This window comes from Amphritea sp. HPY (assembly GCF_050870985.1).
Classification (GTDB): Bacteria; Pseudomonadota; Gammaproteobacteria; order Pseudomonadales; family Balneatricaceae; genus Amphritea.
Genome location: NZ_CP194015.1, coordinates 536,615 through 557,553 on the forward strand (window position 1 = coordinate 536,615; position 20,939 = coordinate 557,553).

The 20,939-nt window shown below is 46.0% G+C and carries 16 protein-coding genes; 6 read left to right on the forward strand and 10 right to left on the reverse strand.

All coding sequences use genetic code 11. The features are described 5' to 3' along the window. Positions 1-59: 59 nt before the first annotated feature. Complete coding sequence (locus tag ACQUQM_RS02230) at positions 60-2,795, reverse strand: EAL domain-containing protein (protein ID WP_432472850.1); 2,736 nt, start codon at positions 2,793-2,795, stop codon at positions 60-62. Beyond that, on the reverse strand, positions 2,795-3,925 hold the full coding sequence (locus ACQUQM_RS02235) for a substrate-binding domain-containing protein (protein ID WP_432472851.1): 1,131 nt from the start codon (positions 3,923-3,925) through the stop codon (positions 2,795-2,797). The genes ACQUQM_RS02230 and ACQUQM_RS02235 overlap by 1 nt, the downstream gene beginning before the upstream one ends. 370 nt (positions 3,926-4,295) lie before the next feature. Between ACQUQM_RS02235 and ACQUQM_RS02240 the strand changes: the two genes are divergently transcribed. Beyond that, the gene (locus ACQUQM_RS02240) at positions 4,296-5,072 is read left to right on the forward strand and encodes a CLCA_X family protein (protein WP_432472852.1); all 777 of its coding nucleotides are present in this window, start codon (positions 4,296-4,298) and stop codon (positions 5,070-5,072) included. An 83-nt stretch (positions 5,073-5,155) separates the two neighbouring features. On the opposite strand, the gene ACQUQM_RS02245 is transcribed toward ACQUQM_RS02240, so the two are convergent. The 3 genes from ACQUQM_RS02245 to ACQUQM_RS02255 all read right to left on the reverse strand — a co-directional run bounded on the left by ACQUQM_RS02245 (position 5,156) and on the right by ACQUQM_RS02255 (position 7,595). Further along, positions 5,156-5,677 (reverse strand): hypothetical protein, encoded by a 522-nt coding sequence (locus tag ACQUQM_RS02245; protein ID WP_432472853.1) that lies wholly within the window; start codon positions 5,675-5,677, stop codon positions 5,156-5,158. A 317-nt stretch (positions 5,678-5,994) separates the two neighbouring features. After that, on the reverse strand, positions 5,995-7,056 hold the full coding sequence (locus ACQUQM_RS02250) for an alpha/beta hydrolase (protein ID WP_432472854.1): 1,062 nt from the start codon (positions 7,054-7,056) through the stop codon (positions 5,995-5,997). Positions 7,057-7,112: 56 nt separating this feature from the next. Continuing rightward, positions 7,113-7,595, reverse strand: coding sequence for an Lrp/AsnC family transcriptional regulator (locus ACQUQM_RS02255; RefSeq protein ID WP_432472855.1), 483 nt, complete (start codon positions 7,593-7,595; stop codon positions 7,113-7,115). Between the two features lie 206 nt (positions 7,596-7,801). On the opposite strand from ACQUQM_RS02255, the gene megL reads away from it, so the two are divergent. Next, positions 7,802-8,998, forward strand: coding sequence for a methionine gamma-lyase (megL, locus tag ACQUQM_RS02260; protein WP_432472856.1), 1,197 nt, complete (start codon positions 7,802-7,804; stop codon positions 8,996-8,998). 401 nt (positions 8,999-9,399) lie between these two features. Here the strand turns inward: megL and ACQUQM_RS02265 are convergent, their stop codons facing one another. After that, positions 9,400-10,170 carry a hypothetical protein gene (locus ACQUQM_RS02265; RefSeq protein ID WP_432472857.1) on the reverse strand — a complete coding sequence of 257 codons (771 nt, stop codon included), beginning with the start codon at positions 10,168-10,170 and terminating at the stop codon, positions 9,400-9,402. Between the two features lie 287 nt (positions 10,171-10,457). Between ACQUQM_RS02265 and ACQUQM_RS02270 the strand changes: the two genes are divergently transcribed. After that, positions 10,458-10,577, forward strand: a complete 120-nt coding sequence (locus tag ACQUQM_RS02270) for a cold-shock protein (protein WP_432472858.1) — start codon at positions 10,458-10,460, stop codon at positions 10,575-10,577. Between the two features lie 353 nt (positions 10,578-10,930). On the opposite strand, the gene ACQUQM_RS02275 is transcribed toward ACQUQM_RS02270, so the two are convergent. Both ACQUQM_RS02275 and ACQUQM_RS02280 read right to left on the reverse strand, forming a co-directional pair. Beyond that, positions 10,931-13,171: a cytochrome c3 family protein gene (locus tag ACQUQM_RS02275; protein WP_432472859.1), complete on the reverse strand. Its 2,241-nt coding sequence runs from the start codon at positions 13,169-13,171 to the stop codon at positions 10,931-10,933. Between the two features lie 103 nt (positions 13,172-13,274). Further along, complete coding sequence (locus tag ACQUQM_RS02280; protein WP_432472860.1) at positions 13,275-14,831, reverse strand: arylsulfatase; 1,557 nt, start codon at positions 14,829-14,831, stop codon at positions 13,275-13,277. A gap of 1,003 nt (positions 14,832-15,834) precedes the next feature. Between ACQUQM_RS02280 and ACQUQM_RS02285 the strand changes: the two genes are divergently transcribed. Further along, entirely contained in the window at positions 15,835-16,266 is a 432-nt protein-coding gene (locus ACQUQM_RS02285; RefSeq protein WP_432472861.1) for a hypothetical protein, read from the forward strand. Between the two features lie 70 nt (positions 16,267-16,336). Then, complete coding sequence (locus ACQUQM_RS02290; RefSeq protein ID WP_432472862.1) at positions 16,337-16,846, forward strand: glycine zipper domain-containing protein; 510 nt, start codon at positions 16,337-16,339, stop codon at positions 16,844-16,846. 15 nt (positions 16,847-16,861) lie between these two features. Here ACQUQM_RS02290 and ACQUQM_RS02295 read toward each other — a convergent pair whose 3' ends face one another. Then, a complete protein-coding gene (locus tag ACQUQM_RS02295) occupies positions 16,862-17,548 on the reverse strand; it encodes a potassium channel family protein (protein ID WP_432472863.1) in 687 nt (228 codons plus the stop codon). Further along, positions 17,545-18,741 (reverse strand): cation:proton antiporter, encoded by a 1,197-nt coding sequence (locus ACQUQM_RS02300; protein WP_432472864.1) that lies wholly within the window; start codon positions 18,739-18,741, stop codon positions 17,545-17,547. The genes ACQUQM_RS02295 and ACQUQM_RS02300 overlap by 4 nt, the downstream gene beginning before the upstream one ends. Positions 18,742-19,374: 633 nt before the next feature. Here ACQUQM_RS02300 and ACQUQM_RS02305 point away from each other — a divergent pair. Beyond that, on the forward strand, positions 19,375-20,907 hold the full coding sequence (locus ACQUQM_RS02305) for a phospholipase D family protein (RefSeq protein WP_432472865.1): 1,533 nt from the start codon (positions 19,375-19,377) through the stop codon (positions 20,905-20,907). Positions 20,908-20,939 lie beyond the last annotated feature (32 nt).

Sequence of the window (20,939 nt, forward strand, 5' to 3'; positions counted from 1 at the left end):
AAGCATATGATCTGATTATTTCTTTGAAGATACCTGAAGCTGGTTGCGACCAGGAATAATTAATGACTGGTCTCTAATCCGGTTGTTGTATCGGCAAGTGTATCGGCAAACCATGTCTCAAACTCACTTGCGGGTATCGGCTTAGACAATAGATAGCCCTGTGCGTAGTCACATCCCCAGGCTTTCAACAAATCATATTGTTGAGCTGTTTCAACGCCTTCTGCGATGACTTTTATTCCCAGCCTGTGCGCCATCATTATTATAGATTCACACAGTGCTACATCATCCGGATCATTTTCCAGGTTTTTAACGAAAGACTGATCGATCTTGAGATAATCAATATCGAATTTTTTAAGATAGGACAGTGAAGAGTACCCTGTCCCGAAATCGTCCAGTGACACTTCCATGCCGGCATCGCTGAGCAGAAATAGTTTGCTGGAAATAATCGGATTCGTATCCATCAGCAGTCCTTCGGTCATCTCCACTACTATTGCCTTGCCGGGAAGCTCCTGTTGGTGAAGGAATTCGAACCAGTCATACAGGTCATTGCTTTCATATCGAAACTGGGCCGGTGACATATTTACACTGATCTGGAAATCGGTCTGGAGCGATGTGCGCCATGATTTCACTTGCCGTGCTGCTTGCCTGAATACCCAGCTACCGATATCGATGATCAGTCCGTTCTCTTCAGCAATAGGAATAAATTCAGCCGGGCTAATGAAGCCTCTGGTTGGGTGCCGCCAGCGAATCAGGGCTTCCGCTTTATGCACAGAGTGATCATTCAGGTTTATGATTGGCTGGTAGAGTACGGTTAGCTGACTATCGGCAAGCGCTGTGCGCAGATCGTTTGCCAGAATTATCTTGTTTTGAATGGAGTCTTGCATCGTCGCTGTAAAGTAATTTCTGCGGTTGCGCCCCCGCTCTTTGGCGGTATACATTGCCTGGTTTGCGCATTGAATCAGCGAGTCTGCTGTGTTTGCATCGCTCGGGTAGAATGCAATACCAATACTGCTGGACAGATAGACTGTGTCCTTTGCTGATGTAAAGGGTTTTGCTAATTCAGCTGACAGATATTTCACTACCTTCTCGGCATCATTTAAGTGACTCAGGTTATTTAGAAAAACAGCAAACTCATCTCCCCCGATACGCGCTACAGTGCTGGAGTCAGAGCTACAGGATTGTAATCGCCTGGCGGTATCCCGGATCAGAAGATCGCCGGTTTCACGACCTTTGCTATCGTTTATCTCCTTAAAGTGATCGAGATTAAGGAATAATAGGGCGCAGATCTGGTCAGTTTTTTGAGATTCTTTAATAGACTGCTCTATCCGATCACTGAACATGCGCCGGTTAGGTAACCCGGTCAGAATATCAAAGTTTGCCTGACGCCAGATCAGCTCATCAGACTCTTTCTCTTTGGTGATATCAGTCGCGATACCACCGATAGCGTAAGGTTTATTATGATCATCGAGTATTGGAAATTTACTGACCAGAAAAGTACGGGAGCCTTTTTCGGTAACAATCGGGATCTCATATTGTACGGGGAGTGAATTGCTTAATACCTGCTGATCCCATTGCCTTACTTTTGCAATCTGCTCATCGGTCCAGAAGTCTGAGTCCAGGCCGCCGACCATCTGATCCGGATTTTGATTGACTAGCCTGGCCATCTGTTTACTGACCAGGCGATATCGATTTTCAGTGTCTTTTATAAATATGAGGTCTGGCGAGTTATCAACAATGCTGGATAGATGTTTATCATGCTCACGGATGCGCTGCAGCATCTTCTCGATTGCCATTCCCACCCGGTTAAATTCATTAAAGAGGCCTGATTTAAAAGGGCTTGGCGAACCGCTTTCAGGGGTATGTTCGGCATAACGGGTCAGCGGATGCAATGAGCTGGTAATCAGGTAACGGATAATCAGCATGGTGATAATGCCCAGAATTACAACCTGCAAGGTGGCGTAATAAAGGTTGCTGGTGTAACTGTCCAGCAGGGTACGCTCAGCACTATTGGGCAGGAGGGACCTGACTGTATAGTCATCGCTGTTGCCGATGCGCAGGTAATGCTCTCTTAAAATGTCATTTTCGGTAGTGAGCACGCCATCTTCGATCGTAACCGGTGCGTGTAATCTGTGTAATTGTTCAGGCTGGCTTTCCATGCTGTCGAGAATATTTTCACGGGAGCTGAGTGATATAGCTGAAGAGCCGAATAGTTCCTGTAACTGATTAATGATCCAATAGTTGTCGTTTAACAATACATAGGTATGCAGTCTCCCTATTACCTGCCCGAATTGCTCATCGACTATCGGCAGGGTCAGGCGTAACAGACTGAATTGTTTGCCTTCCAATTCGGTATATACGCTTGTCCAGGTAGAGAGGGGATTGTAGTTTTTGCTGAGTTCCGCCAGGGAAAGTTTCAGGTTGAGCATGCTGGCATTTATGGAAACAGTGCTGGAACCGTCGATATCCTCGACAACAATAGCATCAATGTACTGGCCGCTTGCGTCAGATAGTAATTTTTCTACGACTTGAGATATGTTGTCAGGATCGTTTTCATTGAGCCCCAGATGTACTTCATAGGTGTTGCTTAATTCCTGGCTGATCTGTTCAATGTTTTTGAATTGAGCCTTCATCAGGCTGTTCAGTGTACGTTGGTCCCGTTTGTTAGCGTGCTTGATTTCATGCTGGAGCGCCTCATTCGCACCATTGAAAGCCGGGATCAGTAGTATGGCGGAGGCAATGGCCAGCAAAGCGAGTACCAGAGACAGAATAACCGTTGAGAAGCGTGTAGTCTGCACTATTGAGCCTCCAGCGGCAGGTTACTAAGCCGGAACGCTTGCTGTTTTAGCTGGTTGATATCGGCTTGTAATTGACCCTTAGTCAGCAGTTTTATATCACCGGCAAAGATATGTGGAATGCGAGCGGTCTGGCTTTGCTGATCCAGCTTGATCGCTTCAGCCATAGCAATGCCATTATCATCATTGATACGCATTACGGTGACATCCAGCCCCTGTGCCTGAAGTTCTATCAGTTCAGACTCGCCGCCACCCCAGCCATTCAGTAACACATCCAGGCGGTTGGTTTCCCGCAGAGCCTGTAAGGCACCTAGCGCAACATCCGTTGAGTTGGCAAAAATCATTTTCAGATCAGGGTGTTGCTGCAGAGTGCGAAGGGTGGCCTGATAAGCTTTATCGCGGTTCCCCTGAGTATAATATGCTGCAACCTGAGTTATATCGGGATGTTTAGCCGCCTCATTGGCGAAGGTGTCACCGCGCATCTGACTGACATAACCGGAAGAGAAGTAGAGCATCAGATACTTACCCTTATGGTCAATTTTATTAAGCATCCATTCTGCCATTAGCCTGGTACCTTGTGCATGGTCGAAGCCGACATACAGGAAAGGGGGATTCGTCTGCCAGCGTAGTAATGGTGTGGTGATATTTTGCAAGATCAGTTTTGGTGTGCCCCGCGTAAGCAATCGCTCGATCATTCTGCTTTGAGGTGCGGTGTCCAGGGTGAAAACCAGATAATCAGGTTGCCAGGCTAACGCTTCAGATAACTGCTGGCTTTGCAGGGCAGAATCAACCGAAGGCCGGGAGAAAAATGATTTCAACTCATAAGGTGTCTGTGTGTTACGCAAGCGGTGTTCGAATGAGACCTGACTCCTGCGCCAATAGTCTGAGGTCTGCAGGCCAGGATAGATAATAGCGATGCGAACCGGTCGCTTCAGTACCGTTGTTATGGGGGTTGCTGGCGCGCGAACGATTTCGGCAAACTCACCCATGACGTCGGTTTGTCCCGGGTGCTGAGCGATGTAACTGCTGATTCGAATATATTCTTCAGCAGCATGAACCGTTGTGCTATGCAGTGCAGTGATCATCACTGCAAGTATCACAGCCAGAGTCTCGTTCCATGAAAACCGTACCATGAACACCAATCTCCCTTTAGTTTTTCACTCGGTATATCCGGCGGACGTTCTTTTCCACCCTGAATCACAGATTAGTACAGCCAAATAGTTTTGTTAGTCCAGAGTCCTCATTTTGAGGAAAGATCTGAAAGGGCTGATATTTGTTCTGATACCCCAAGATGATGAGGCCTGGCAAAGCTTCTTTTCTGAAGAAAACAGGATTCAGCAGGGCAGGTAATTAGCAGTTTTTCCAATACCATAGATAAGCTACTATTCAGCGGCGCGAGCTGTATGTAGTTGTGGGCTGTATGCAATGTATGAAGTTTAATAATACAGCCTGTCTGGTTTGTGCTCGGTTCCCAAGCTTGCTTTAAATACAGAAGGTAGAGTAATGGCATTATCCCGGCAGTTTTATCGTCGAGGCCCGGATCTGCGAGATGATCAGCGGGTCAGTTTTGTCGATGTCAGACGGCGCTTTGATTTTCGTTCTATCCGCATCGGTCGCTGGGTGACAGAACCGGAGCGGGATCGTGCCTCAGGGCTGTTTCACGATGCCCTGCTCGATCTTATGACGATACTCCAGAGTCCCGAATCCCTGATCTCTCTGCGTGGTTCGTTGTCTCTGGAATACGGTATTGGCGGGCTGCCTGGTGTTGCTGCGCATTATGATCCGTCTTCGCGCAGCTTTGCATTGGCGAAAAATGCCGGCCCGGGCAGTATCGCCCATGAGTGGTTTCATGCATTGGATCATTACCTTGGTGATAAAGCCTTTAGCGATACCGGGCCTAAGATGTTTGCCTCTAAGGCCTGGCTCTCAGAGGCGACTCCGGTGGTACATCCCCTGAATGATCTTCTTTTTGCCTGCTTGCGAAACATCATGCTGGATGAGTCGGGCTCACAGCCGAGTGAACTGTTCCAGAAATCTGCACAGATGGATAAGACGCTTGGGCAGGCGTATTACAGCCTGCCGGAAGAGTTGTGTGCCCGTTCATTTGAAGCCTTTATTCAGGATGCGGCTATCAGCAATAACTTCCTGGTCTCGGGTACTAAAACTACCGCCGAAGCTCAGCAAGGGCTGTATCCGATGGGGCAGCAGCGGCTGCGCATTAATAGCGCTTTCAAGGATTACTTTTCTCGTTTGGGTATCGCGTTAAAGCAGGGCAAGTAGCTACCCTGAAGTAACGCCGAAAACCTATAACGCGCACCTTAGCTCCCTGTACGCGTCTTAATTTGTGCGTTATAAAAATAAACTCAGGCATGAAACGGGTTAGCAATGGTGGAATCCTTACCCATCCAGCTTGCCTCAGGATGACGTTTACGCATCATATTTTTTAGCGGGCTCTCCTGGTCTTTTCTGGTATCGACCATCATCAGGAATTTACCTGCCAGAATAGCGTTATGGAATTTCGAGATGCGGTAGTTATCAAAATAAGTACCGAAAACCCCACCCCAATAGGCACAGATACCCACTATCAGCAGAGAAATCATAACCAGACTAATAGTAGAAAATTCAAAGCCGAAGGGTTGATATGTAGTTGCACCCCATACAAAGAGTACGCCCATAACGATGCCGAGCAATGTGCCACGCTCTGATGACCGAACAATATCGGTTTCATCGATAGCTCTTGCCAGGTGAATATGGTGCTGTTCGATGGCATCTATATCCCTGCCAACCACATGAATATGATCGTCATTAATATTCAGCTCATGCAGGTCATCGGAGATATGCTCAACGCTGTCGATATCATCGGTCATGTAATAATGCTGTTTCATATACTCCTCCTCTCAAAGACATTGTCTTAAATTAAGTAAAGCAGCTATCAATAAGTTTAGTTGAGTAACCTTTAAACCGGTTAAAAAGTGGATTTCATGTGGTCCAAATAAAAAGAGATATTCTGCCGCAAAAGAATGATTAAACTGAGACAGCTGCGAACAAGCCTCCGGCGCCCCTCTGGATACAGTTTTTCAGATATATTGGCATCAAGGCAGCATACCCAAAGGGCATGCTAATGACAGGCATGCTGGTGATTCTTCGCCTAAGTGGTCCTGCGTCAGATTGAGAACGAATAGGTTTTTAATCTGACTTTGCTTTATCTGTGCTGCAACAGAAATAATCTTATCTGCTCAAAGGCGTCCTTAGCTTCATCTAATTCCGGCTCAAAAAGATGCCAGACGTGCATCATCTCCCGCCACAATTGCAGGGTTACGTCAGAACCTTCTGCCCGCGCTTTGTTAGTGTAGCGTCGGGCATCGTCGGCCAGGCACTCTGAGTTGCTGGCCTGAATAAGCAGCGGTGGCAGGTTCGACAGGTCGTCGTGTATCGGCGAGATTCTCGGGTCATTGGGTCTCACTCGGGTATTGAGCCAGCTGGTCAGCAGCAGGATTGTCCTTGGCACTCGCATTATCTGCCCCATAAAGCTTTGCAGCATGGCGTCGGTGGCCAGGTTTTTTCTGATACTGGGGCTGGACAGAGTGCTGTCCGTTGCCGGGGATAGCACGACTGCAGCCTTAGGGGCAGGTAGTTGGCTATCACGAATCCAGGCTAAGAGAACCAGACACATATTAGCGCCGGCAGAGTCGCCTGCGATATAGAGCTGGTCTGTCGGTTTTTCGCCATCAGGCCCGTTATTTAACAACCACTGATAGGCATCCTGACAATCTTCCAGGCAGTCCAGCCGTGCGTTTTCGGGGAGCTTGCGGTAGTTCACTGCGAATACCGCAGCGCCGCTGATTTCAGAGAATTTACTGGTGATGATCCGGTGACTTTGCGGGCTGCCCATCATAAAGGCGCCGCCATGGATATAGAGCAGTCTTTTGTCCGGATCGGCACCGGGTGCGATAACCCACTCTCCCTCAACGGGTGCTGAATCAGCGGTACTAACAACGGCGTTGGTCGGTACTCTCAGGCCGGCATCATCCATTGTCTTCCGCAACTGGTGAAGTTGTTGTTGCTTGGTCAGCCTTTCGAAGTCGGGGTCGATATCGGTAAACTGTTTTTCCAGTTCAAAGTGTGGCGGCGATGCGGCTTTGTCAGAGAATAGAGGCTCTACCTGCAGATCGTACTTCGACAGGTCTTGCCCGGTTAAAGCGATCTTAGTAAAGGCCCAGATAGCTATCAGCGAGATGATGAATAACAGTGGTAACCAGATCATGGCAGTTCCTTTTATGGCTGGTTGATGGGAGCGTGAGCGACTTCTTTCCCCGGTCCCTAGTTAATATGAGATAAAGGCAGTTCGGTGCGGCTGATAACCTGACGCATCACAAAACTGGTTCTGATACTCGATACCCCTTCAATCTGATTCAGTTCTTTGAGTAGGAACTTTTCATAATATGACATATCCGGCATCAGCACCTTCAGCAGGTAATCGGCGTCGCTGCCGGTGATTAACGCGCACTCTAATACTTCATTGTAACTGGTAATGCTGCGTTCAAAATTTTCCAGGGTTTTCGGCAGCTGTTTTTCCAGGCTGACATGAATATATACGGTCAGCGGTAAGCCCAGAGCATTCTGATTGAGCAGGGTAACTTGTCTGTCAATGATGCCGGCTTCTTCAAGTTGGCGCACCCGGCGGGAGCAAGGTGAAGGAGACAGGTTGACCTTTTCTGCCAGTTCGAGATTACTGATGTTGCCATTGCGTTGAATCTCTTCAAGAATTTTTCGGTCAATCCGGTCTAATTTTTTGCTTGGCATGATTCACCAACTTTTTATTGTTTTTTGGCTTTCTGTGCCAATGTTTCTTCTGAATTCCTTTAAAAAGAACATAATGGCTACTCGATACTGGCTATTCTAATCACTTAGTTTTTTCGAATTCAACTGTTTTGTTTTTAGTTTTTGAAGTGTGCTGTTGCAGTTTTGAATATGCATGCGTCTGAAAGTGTTGCTACGTGGAGAGAGTGATGAACAAGAATAAGAGCCAGTCCTTTTCAACCCGTGCTATTCATTCCGGATATGATGCGTCAGAGAATGAGGGCGCGTTGAATCCGCCGGTGTACATGACTTCTACCTTTTGTTTCGAAGACGTTGAGCAGGGCGCGGCTCGTTTTGCCGGTGAACAAACCGGTCATTTTTACAGCCGGATCTCTAATCCGACTCAGGAACTGCTTGAAGTTCGTTTAGCCGATCTTGAAGACGGTGAGGCTTGCCTGGCAACCGCTTCAGGTATGGGCGCAATCACTGCGACATTATGGACTCTGTTATCCCCGGGCGACAAAATTATCGCCGATGAAACCTTGTACGGCTGTACCTTTGCCTATATGCAGCACGGACTGAGGAAGTTCGGTATCGATGTAGAGTTTATTGATTGTACCGATATCGAAGCGGTAGCGAACGCGCTGACCGCAAACACCAAAGCAGTGTATTTCGAAAGTCCGGTTAATCCTAATATGCGGGTCATGGATATTCAGGCGATCAGCCAGGTGGCGCATGACTACAACCCGGATATTAAAGTGATCGTCGATAATACCTTCTGCACGCCGGCACTGCAGCGTCCGCTGACGCTGGGTGCCGATCTGGTTGTTCATTCCGCAACAAAGTATCTGGGTGGGCATGGTGACCTGATCGCCGGGGCGGTGGTGGGTGAAAAGGCCGTCATTGATCAGGTGCGGGTGTTTGGCCTGAAGGATATGACCGGCGCCGTAATCGCACCCTTAACCGCCTTCCTGATTCTCCGAGGTTTGAAAACACTGGAGCTGAGAATGGAGAGGCACTGTAAAAGTGCTTCTGAACTGGCTCAGCATTTACAGCAACATTCAGCGGTTGAGTCGGTCTATTATCCGGGGCTTGAAGATAACCCATATCATGCGCTGGCCAAGGCGCAGATGAGTGATAATGGCGGCATGATCGCGTTTGAACTGAAAGGTGGGTATCAGTCAGCGGTGACTTTCATGAATAAGCTGGCAATGATTAAGCGAGCGGTGAGTCTGGGTGATGCCGAGACGTTATGTCAGCACCCGGCAAGCATGACCCACGCAACTTATACGTCTGAAGAGCGGACCACCCATGGCATCAGTGAAGGTCTGGTCAGAATCTCGGTAGGCCTTGAATCTATTGAGGACATCTTTGCCGATGTATCTCAGGCGCTGGAAAGCGCTTAACGCCAGGGAAGTTACTCGCTTTGTCGTTTATTGCGTGGTCTGCCGGGTACGTTCTATTTGAAAGCCTGTACCCAGAAGGCATACCAAGGCATAAGCGACCTGTTCACATCTTCCTTAGTCAGCCATGCTAAATGTCGAATTTAATTTGGCAGAGTTCACTATGAGTGTAATTCAGAGAGGTTGTTCACAACCTGATTGTAATAGAAGCTGTTGCTGTTAGCTGGTCCTGCAATTGTCGAATTCAAATATGCCGCAAGGGTCGCCACTTCAGATGCTTTCAAACCAAGCAACTTGGCGAGTTACGTTTCTTTATGCCACGAAAAAGCGCTGGTATTGGTGGACCTGGAAATGCTCTTCTGCAAGATCTGAAGGACGTTTCCCTATGTTCAATGACTAACTGTTTAAAAATGGTAGAGGATGTTCAATCCCACGCCATATTCATCAGCATCGTATAGATACCAATCGGGATCGCCACGGCTACCATTCTCATAGTTATAGTGAAGCAGTTGTCCATATAAAGTAGAAGACCACGAATCGGCAAACTGCCAAGTAAGTCCTGTATTAACAAAGTAAGTCCCGTCCGTGTCCGAACCAAAACCGACATTTGCCTTAGAGTTCCAGGACCACTTGTCTGAGAGAGGATAATTATGAGTCAATCCGACTATTGCATCTGTCCAGTTTTGGCTCAGATTTCTAGTCGCTGAGGATGCTCCAATTGCGAGTTTGGCATCATAATCATGTTTGGTATAACGAGCACCCAGTAGAACCCCCCAATTATGATTTCCAGTATTTGCAAAATTATAAGCTGCTGCCACTTCGGCGACAGTCGCAGTTAATGAAACTGAACCAGAAGCAGGAGTCCCAGATAAAATTGTGCCACTGTTGCTCCCAACCAGCTCCAATTGGGCTGCGTTGTAGAGGATAGTCCAGGTACCGTTGGTAGAGAAGCCTCCTAAGCCGAATGCAGAATCAACGAGATCTTGAACATCATCGCTACTAAGGTCAGTATTAAATTTAACCGAACCAAGAGCCGTATTGAGACCGGTATCCCCTTCAATATTGAGAGCGTAGATTCCAGTACCAATTCCATGCCGCCAGTTATCTTGAGCTTGGACGGGTACACATACAAGGACCCCAATACTGAGTAGTGAGCTTTTGATTAATGGGTTCATGTAATTAATACCTTTCTTTATTGGAATATTTCAGCTCTCAAACCTTCGGTTAGAATTCCTTTCTACAGGGATGATTGGACTACTTAGCATTCTGTTTTGTGAACTGATTCAATTTTAGACTACGTTGTATTATTTGAAATGAAATAAAGTCTCCTTCCTATCAACACCTATAGGGCCAGATTAGAAGTTTAAGGCTGCTCAATGAGAGGGAGTTCACATCAACATTATGCGAATAGGGTTACCTTGGGGCCGCAAAAATATTGATTCAATAACCAGAGGATCTGTTTGTGGACCATTCTGAAATCAAGACGGGGGGCTATGCAGCTCTCGATGAATGCCAGAAAGTAGAATACGAAGTCGGACAAGGTCAGAAGGGGCTGTGTGCAAATAACGTTGTGCCGATTTAATTTAAGCAGTAACACATAGAAATAACAGCCAGGCGACGCTATAAGGTGGACGCCTGTTGTTGGGCTATCACTCTGAGTTGTTCTCGGGTGACCGTTCTGTGTAAACGGTTAAACTCTGTCGCACAGACCAAAGCCGCCCCGAATGTCTCCTGTGTGCCATTAGCGACCAAATGTGAAGATCATCGGTCTGCTCGCTTTGTGCCAACAGCGGACATCGAGAGGGCGCAGGGTTAGACTATTATCGACCCGAAGTGGTCATTCGAAAGAGGCAGATAACAGGTGGCATCGCGCATAAAGCGGACAATTGCTGCGCTGTACATACGCAGGGGCAACGTACAAATTACCATGCATTATTATCTGTATTTTTTTACAAGAGCATTAACTTCTGGTGACCCAGGAGCAATTGCAGATAGTTTACTTAGATATGGAAATATCTCATTTTGCCTACCCAGTGTTTCGAGTAGGTTTATTTGCAGCATTAATAGATCAAATTGATGGTTCCATTTCCTATTGGCAGCTGACAGGACATCCACCGCTAGCTCCGTTTCACTATCATTCACTAGGGCGATTGCAAAAACAAAACTGAACCTTGGGGTAGCATCCTGCTTTTTCGTTGCAGCTTCCAGATAGGGAAGAGCTAAGTCATGTTTTTTATTTCTAACTAAAAAAAGCCCGTAGCTGTGGTTAGCTGCACCACTATCCGGAGCAACTGCAAGGGCTCTCTTCAATAGGGGCTCAATTTTATTTTCTCGCCCTGTTCGCCGATAAAAATCGGCCATATTAATGATTGCCGGAACATAATTAGGTTCAATCCTTAACGCACTTAACAAGTTTTGTTCAGCTGCTGCTATATTCCCTAATTTTATTTCTAGATTTGCTAAATTTAATCTTGTTGCAGGCGAATCATTTGTTAAAGATGACGCATATCTATATTCATCAATTAAAGACCGAAACTTGGTAGATAAATCTTCAGGCAAGATGATCATTAAATCTGCCAAGGTTTCAGCTAATTGGAAGCGAACACTTTGGCTATCATCATTCAAGTATGGAGCGAGAATCTCCCATCTAGTCTGAGCAGGTAAGTTTTGCAACGATGCTATAGCCGCTTTTCTCAACAGTGAACTTTCAGAAGTAAGTTGGTTTTGTGCGAATTCAACGCTTACCCTGGAAGGTATAGATGCTAAATTAGATAATAAACTGGCGCGAATATAGTCAGGTAAAGCTTCATCGTCTGCACTTATAATTACCTGCCTTGTTGCCAAAACATCCCCGTCTGATGCTTGCTGGTGAGCATAGCCCCAATGCTCTAGTGAACCGGGGTTATCTCCCCACTTTTCGAAATATTTTAGTGCCCAGGAGTTATCCTGATTTGAATGACATGAAACGCATGCATTTGGTACACCAAGATCAATGGATAGCCTGGGTCTGGGGGTTGTGAAGCTATGGTCTCTTCGTTGGTCAACGCCCATATAAGTACGTTCAGGCATATGACAATTCACGCACTGAGAACCGCTACTCTTTGTTGGATGGTGGTGATGTTTACTGGTGTCATAGACATTGGAATTATGGCATTGAGTACATAGTCCATTCCCCGTGACGATGGTCTGTCCGCTATGTGGATTGTGGCAATCGCTACAAGTGACACCGTTTTGAAACATTTTGCTCTGCATAAATGAACCCAAAACAAAGACTTCCTCCCTCATTTGACCGTCGTCAAAATAATGGGGGCTATTTAATGGTTGCAGAATATTAGAATCAAAAAAGTCTTTCGCGTGATCCTGTTTAGTAATCGGTGTTCTTAAAGAATGACATCGAGCACACATATTGATTTCTTGAGCAGTGGTGTTTTCTGCGGCCTTGGCTATAGCGTCGCCTTCCATAAATTGCCAATTAGTTTTCTTAGGCAATGCCAAGTCAAAACCAGTCCCGCCCTCAATTAGAGCGCCCTCGTTAGCAAGTTTTATATGCTCAGATGCTGGTCCATGACAGGATTCACAGGAAACACTAATTTCAGAAAATGTGGTGCTGTATGTGTGGTTTATTGGATCATAGTTCTTTTCAACGTTTGTTGAATGACAACTTGCACACCGATTATTCCAATTCTGAAAATGTCGAGTCCAGAAAAACGGGTGTTCAGTAGTTATATTCTCACTAGGCTGTAGATTAAACCAACGCTGCCCACCTAAAGCTTCATCTCTTGAGTCCCAGGCAATATTCAATGCCTGAATATGTCCGTTTTCAAACTCTACTAAGTATTGCTGTAATGGATAATTGCCAAATGTATATTTAACTTTAAAGTCTTCTTCTACGCCCGATTGATTGATTGTCTTTACAAAATACTCAATGAATCCATCATGACCTTTTGAATAAAAAAAGCTATCTATCCCATGAAATTCGAGATTTACGTTAGAAAAACTTCCTAAAACGTTACTTTTTGTAGCTTCTGCCATTGATTTCGCGTGGTGAGATTTACTCCATAATTCGAATTCCTTCTCATGACAAGCTATACATTGCTGAGAGCCTGTATATTCAGCTCCATAAGCAACAAAAGTTAACAACAAACAGATAGCAAAAAATGATACTTTAAAGCTCATAGAGACTAGATCACCAAAAAATTCATTAAGCTATATCTAGAAGCAAAAAAATGGAAGGACATACAGTAAACTGTATGCCCTTTGAAGCTTGTGTTAGTAGCAATTAACGATTTACGGGAAATGCACCTTTTTCCAATTCCTTGAGAATTTTCATCGCTTTTAGGGAGCGATAATTAATACCAGAAGCACTTAAACTGGAACCTGGCTGGAATGGATAACCTTCTAGGCTAGCCAAAAAGCCTTGTACCTTTCCTTGAATTGGGACAAATAGCCACATGTTATCCCCATACCACCGCAAATAACCAAGTTCAGCTTCTTCCCACATTCTTTCATAAGGATCCGCTTTAAGATTGATGATTAACGGCCAGGCAGGGGTTTCCCTGATGGCAGTATTTATTCCGCCATTCAGTGTTGCAAAATGAACCTTCCAATCATTCCAGCGAACTGCATTTAACTCACCACCTTGGCCGAAATAAAATATTTCTTCTCTCGGGGCTTCTGCTTTTCCTTGGAAATATGGCATAAAGTTATAGCCATCCAAATGAACCTTCCAGTCTTTGCCATTTGCACGGTGACCTTTTTTAACTTTATCGACAATTTCACCTTCTCCTGCTGCCGCTAACAACGTAGGTAACCAGTCTTCATGTGACATGATGTCGTTGATGACAGTACCGCCTATGATAACACCAGGCCAGCGAACCACTGCGGGAACTCTAAAGCCGCCTTCCCATGTAGTGCCTTTTTCTCCATGAAATGGAGTAACGCCGCCATCAGGCCAGCTGATTGTCTCTGCACCATTATCGGTACTGTAAATAACAATCGTATTATCTGCTATTTTCAGCTCATCCAGCTTGTTTAGCAGTTTGCCGACATGGTCATCATGCTCAACCATCCCATCTGGATAAAGTCCAATACCTGTACGGCCAATCGCTTCTTTTTTCAAACGCGTCCAAACATGCATGCGGGTGGAGTTGAACCACAAGAAGAAAGGCTTATCAGCTTTTACTGCGCGATCGATAAAAGATAAACCAGCATTGAGGAACTCTTCATCAGCTGTTTCCATTCGCTTGCGTGTCATAGGACCTGTGTCTTCAATCTTCCCATTGGCGGTACTTTTGATTACACCACGTGGTCCATATTTCTCACGAAACTCAGGGTCTTTTGGATAGTAATAGGTCTCAGGCTCTTCTTCAGCATTCAGGTGGTAGAGATTTCCAAAGAATTCATCAAAGCCATGATTGGTGGGTAAGTGTTTGTCTTGGTCGCCCAAGTGATTCTTACCCATTTGAGCCGTCATATAACCTTTTTCTTTAAGCAGGTCACCAATAGTAGGTGCCCATTCAGGTATACCGTGATCCGAGCCTGGCATACCGATAGTCAACAATCCTGTACGAAAGGGGTGCTGGCCGGTGACAAAAGCAGCCCTGCCAGCAGTACAGCTTTGTTGAGCATAGTAATCAGTAAACATTGCGCCTTCTTCAGCAAGACGATCAATATTGGGGGTTTTGTAGCCCATAATTCCATGATTGTAGGCACTTATATTATGAACACCTATGTCATCTCCCCATACTACAAGAATATTCGGTTTATCGGCTGCGATAGAAAATACCGGTAACAAGAGAGCAAACAACGCACCTCTCATCCTGATCTTGATCTTCATCTTGATCCTCCCGTCGTCGCTTACTTTTAATAGAAAACAAAATCCTTGGATATAGCATGATGCCGTCCCTCCCACCTTGTTTGTCAGGCGGTTATTTGTTGTAACTGATGACAATAATGTATAGTTCATAAGGTATTTAAATACAAAGATGCTCCTACGTTTACCCACATTCGCGGATTAGCCAATCTATTGATAAAACAAACATTTTGTCTGCAATGTATCATTGGCACATGCCTCCCACCGATGTTTATCAACTGTCACCGGGCAGAATGAACGACTCAAATATGTCGGTAGTGAGCTGTTATCGAGCTTTTATGCGTATCAGATTTTTGTTTACTGCTAGGGTGAAAAGATTCTTTTGATTTAGTCGGCTGAACGTCTGATTAGGGCTGTGAGTTCAACTGATCGACGCAACACTTTATCTTATGTCTAAAGATGGAGTGATTGAAGGTATGGGGTAGATAGTTGTGATCCCTTGGAAGCAACTCTCGAATATCCTCTGTGCCAATTAGTGACTGTTATAGTGATCAAGAATAACAACCTTTATAACCACAGATGGCGGAAATGGATTTACTCCTATTCCACGGCTAGTCAGTTAACAGCTGTTTGAGTTAACTTAGGATTTTTCCTCTGGTTATAAACTCGCTCAATGTAATTAAAATGGCCAGCTATAGCTTCTGAGCGGATTCGGTGATTTCTCATACTTGTCTGGATTGAAAACTAATCATATTGTGAATTTTGATTCTCCGTGAACCATGGTCTAACATGCTTGCATGTCTTCAGAGTTACCTCTCTCTTTGGTCCTCCAATGCCCATGAATCGTGGCCTCTGAGTAAAATAAAGTTTTTTGATGAAGCCAGAAAACAAGATACTGCCTTAGCTGCGTATTTTCAGAAAGCCTTCCGACTCGTACGTAAGCTGTAGTCAACGCCCGGTTTGACTGGGAAAAGCCAAATCAGGCTGGCCAGATAATCGTCCATGGACGGGATCAGGAGGTGACATTATGCGTCACTCAAGTCTGCATACTCCGTTAATTTTCGTACTGACATTTATGTACTTGTCCATTCAGCCACTTCAGGCGTTAGCTGACAATATCAGCGGTGCCGACCGGGTTCTGTGTGCCACATTGCAAGCGATGCGCTGCACAGACAATGCTGTGTGCGAGAGCGGGTCACATCGGAAATGGAATATCCCGGATTTTATTGAGATTGATCTTGTCGAAAAACAGTTACAGACCACCGCGGCAAGTGGGGAAAAGCGCATTACCCCAATCGAAACACTTGTGCGTGAGGGTGGTCATATATTTATTCAGGGGATCGATAAGAAACGGCTATTCAGTATTGTCATTGCAGAGCAAAGCGGTGACCTGACGGCAGCAATGCCGAGTGACCGGGCAGCGCTTGCTGTCTTTGCCGTCTGTACCCCCCTGCGCTAAATGCCGGGTACCAGAGGAGGAAATGATGCGTATCGTAAATGTTAGGGCTGCTTTCTTAATGGGCTGTTTTATGGCGATGTTAACTATGCCCGTCAGTTCAGAGGGACAAAAATCACTGGCTTCGACACTGGATATCTACGTTTTCCCTACTGCGGGGCAGGATTCAAAGCAGCAATCTACAGATGAAGCCAGTTGCTATAGCTGGGCGGTATCAAATACCGGCAGCGATCCTTTTGAGGTTTCCAGGCAGGCGGAACAGCATGCGCAGCAATCCGCTTCAAGCCAGCAGCAGGCCAGCCAGGCAGGGGCAGGATCCGGTGCCAGAGGTGCGTTTCGTGGTGCCGCTGTCGGAGCTCTTATAGGTGAGATTGCCGATGATGATGCAGGTAAAGGCGCGGCTATTGGCGCAACCGCAGGGCTTCTTCGAGGGCGAAGGCTCGGGCGTCAGGAACAAGCGCGAGCGCAGCAACAGGCCCAGCAACAGAGCCAGAATCAGCAGCAGGCAACGGCACAACAGATGAATAGCTTTAAGCGGGCTTTCTCTGTTTGTCTTGAAGCTAAGGGTTATATGGTGAAGTAGCCTGAAAGGGCAAATTTACTCGTCATATCTCTCGCTATGACTGCCTTGTGAACTGTAGATAGCGACCAGTCGGGCGACAATAATAGCCAGATAAAACTGGCCGATAATGGCCTGCAATATCACCCAGTTCTGGGCAATGGTTGTATGAGGTGATATGTCTCCGTAGCCTAAAGTAGTCATGGTGACATAACTGAAATACAGATATTTCAAAAACGTATCGGAATCAGTATAAGAAAAACTTTCAAATATAGATCCAGGACTGTTCAGGTCTATTACGGTATAGATATATGCCCAGACTACGCCTAACAGAAGGTACGCGCTGATGGATGCGGATATGATGTTGAAATCAACAACTTTTTCATTCATCACATAGCGTAATAGTTCAAATGTAATGAATAGATAAAATAAAACGTTGAGTGTTATAAGTGTGGTGCTTTGATAGTTGCCAGTGTAAATAAAACCACTCCAGTTGTGGAATATAGCCGGAATGGATAAGGCTATTGCAGCAGTGAGCTCCCACTTTTTTTCGATGACAAGGAGTAAGAATGAAAACATTGTTACCGATAGTAAAATGTTGCTTATTAAACGCTTATACTCGCCTTGCCAATAAGGTGGGAAAATCAGTAAAAAAATAAGGCTGCTCAAAAGCAATATAAAGCTATAACGGGTTCTGAACTTTTTTTGAGTCAGTAAGGTTTTCATTTTTTAAACCGGTCAGACATATAAAGTGCGCTAAAACCGTGAGCAAATGTACTTATCAGGACCGTTAATATAATGACGGAAAGTACTTTTTCATAACCCACTACGCCCAGCTCGCCGATGACGATTAGCAAATAAAGTAAAGAGGCAATACCTCTTGGACCAAACCAACCAATGAATATCTTGCTATAGGCGTCCAGGCCGCTGCCAATAAGACACAAGGCAACCGGCAGCATCCGTATAACGGTCAGGCTTAACACAGCATAGATGAATGTATTCAGGTCCCAGTACTGGGAAAAATACGGTACACCGGCCAGCCCCATTATCAGAAATATTGATAACGACAGAAGTTGGCCTTCAGCTTCCCCGAACTCCTGTATGCGTTCACGTACCACAGGGGTTTTGACACCCAGCATCAATCCGGCAAAGAAAGCCGCAATAAAGCCATTGCCATGAAGCATTTCAGCGAAAGAAAAAGCCAGCAGAGCCAGTGATAAAGACGCTAAGCGTTGGAATACCGAGTCCATCCAGTCATGCTCAGCGGCATAGTCAACCATGCGCCCGCCGATAAAACCTACCAGGCCACCAATTAGTGGACCAACCGTTAACTGCATTGCCATGTATCTGAGCCATTGACCATCCCCTGAGAGTGCTGCTTCTCCGCTTGCTAACACAGCGATACAGACAAAAATTGGTGGCAGCGCAATACCGTCATTGAGGCCGCTTTCAATACTAATAGACTCTCTGATGCGTTCAGGCACTTGCTGGCTTTTCACAACGGCCTGACCCAATGCGGCATCGGTGGGTGAAAGAATGAACGCCAGTAACATCATCATCCAGATACTCCATCCGGGAAACAGGAGATACGCACTGACAGTACCCAGTACCATGGTAAGCGGCAAGCCAACCAGCAGGAGCCTTGTGGGCATGCCCGCAAGTACTTTGCGCAGATCGGTAAACTGAATCAGAGAGCCATCGACGAATAGAATAATGATCAATGTGATTTCGGCGATGACTTTGATTGATTCGGTATTAATCTGTACTGCGAAAAGATCCAGCCCCAGCGGACTGAATAAAACCCCGAGTCCGGCAAATACCATCGGCGCGGTAACTGGTGAACGTTCTGAAACCTTAGAAAATAATCCGAATAGGAGGATAAGCAGTGCGGTGAGTATCAGGGCCTGATGGTCATGCATGAAGCGCCTCATCTATTGTTGGCGGCTATTTATATCTCTGCATTGAAGGGTGATGTGATTACTGAGCTTGATTTAATCACCCTGAAGCCGTATTTGAATCTATGCCTGAACCCATGCCTTAACCAGGGTAACGCTTATGTTGAAAGGAGAAACACTATCGATATTCAGCAGTCAGACTATGATCTTTTTCCCGGATCCATAATGTATGGGAACTGCATTTACTATAGGTCACTTCTGCGAGAGGTGAATAACTTGAGGGCTGAGTCGTGCTTTGAAAAATTAATTAGCTAAAGTTGCTGTTAGCGTGAATGGCTTTAACAGTTAAACCTTGAAATGTTGTGACTATAGAAATTGAGATGAATTTGCGATTGGTCTGTTTATGAACTTAGATGAATTGGTGTGACCGCGTCTGTAAGGCTTACTTTGCATGTTACTGCTGCTGCTGATTATAAGTGAGGCCAGAGTTTAAGGAGGTCAGTTGCGCACGAGTTCAGGTTTACTGCCGCGGCAGTGGGTGTTGAATAAATAACATCAGCCGTAGAACTCCCCGGGCTAACTTATATCAGTATGCAATATTCAATAAGCACCTGCTGGGCTAACGTGGTTACTCATGAATAGCGAGGTCGATAGCATATGAAGGAGATTCAGCGGGCTAGTGCAATCATGCTATTGCTTATCTTTCTGACAGGCTGTGCGTCACTCGCTGAAGAAATGGAACATCCTGTAGAGCAGTCTGTCACACCGCTAACCAGTACCCTCTCTGAATTAGCTGACACTCATCGAGCGCAACAAAGGACACCTGAGCTGAGTGGGGTGTTGTTGCAAGAGACGGGATGGGATGCCCTGGCACAACGCCTGGCACTGATAGAACAGGCCGAGCATTACATCGATATTCAGTACTATATCTGGAATGGCGATATTTCAGGTCGATACCTGGCAAGCCGCCTGATTGCCGCTGCGGAACGAGGCGTACGGGTCCGGGTCATGCTCGATGATATTAACCTCAATGAGCGTGAGAATCTGCTGGCCGCACTTGATCGCCATCCACGGATAGATATCCGTATTTTTAATCCGATTCCCAGTCGGCGCGGGTTGGTTAAGTGGTTGAATGTATTAGGGGACTTTTCCCGACTAAACCGCCGTATGCATAATAAGTCGTTTACCGTTGATGGTGTTTTTTCTGTTGTCGGGGGACGCAATATTGGCGATGAGTATTTTGACCTTTCCGGAGAACTTAATTTTCGTGACCGCGATGTCCTGGTTGCCGGTGCGGTAGTTTCTGATATTCAGGCCAGTTTTGTACAGTACTGGGGCAGTCGCTGGTCTTATCCTGTCCATTTATTGGCCGATGACACTGTCACCGAACTGTCAGGGTTTAATGATGTTGAAGTTCCCCAATACCGGCATCAGCCCGATTTGCCGGAAGGGCTGGAAGCTGCCGGACACTTTTTAAAAGATTTGATGGGCGAAATGAGTTGGGTTAAGGCCCGTTTTGTTTCTGACCGCCCGGTCCCGGAAAATGCTGATGACACCAGTAAACCCAAGGCTACAGCCAGATTATTAGCTGAACTGGCACATCAGGCGGAACAGGAAATTCTGTTGGAATCCGCTTACCTGATTTTCGATGATCGTCAGCTCGGTGAGTTGCAACAACTGGCAGACAGAGGTGTTGTGATTAAAGCGTTGACTAATTCCATGGCCTCAAATGACCTGATTACCAATCATTCTGGCTATGCGGGCCGACGTCGGGCGATGCTTGCGGGTGGCATGCAGCTTTTTGAGTTAAAGCCGGATGCGATCTTGTGCAATAAGACGATCCGGGATCCGTCCAGGTGTGCACCAACAGCTAGTTACGGGCTGCATGCAAAGTCAGTTGTATTTGACAGGAAAGTAGCCTGCATTGGTTCTTTTAATCTTAACTTGCGTTCCACCTACCTTAATACAGAGTCGATTCTGGTAATTGAGAATCAAGCCGTTTCGGCAAAGCTTGCCGACGATATAGAGCTGGCGATGCATGCAAGAAACAGTTGGCAGTTGAGATTACATGATAATCAATTGTACTGGTATTCCGGAAAGGAAAGCTGGACAGAGGAACCTGAAACTGAGCAATGGCAACGAATAAAGTCACGGTTTCTTCAACTATTTCCGATTGAGAAGTACCTGTAACCAGGCAGTGATGATGGTTATTCCAATACATT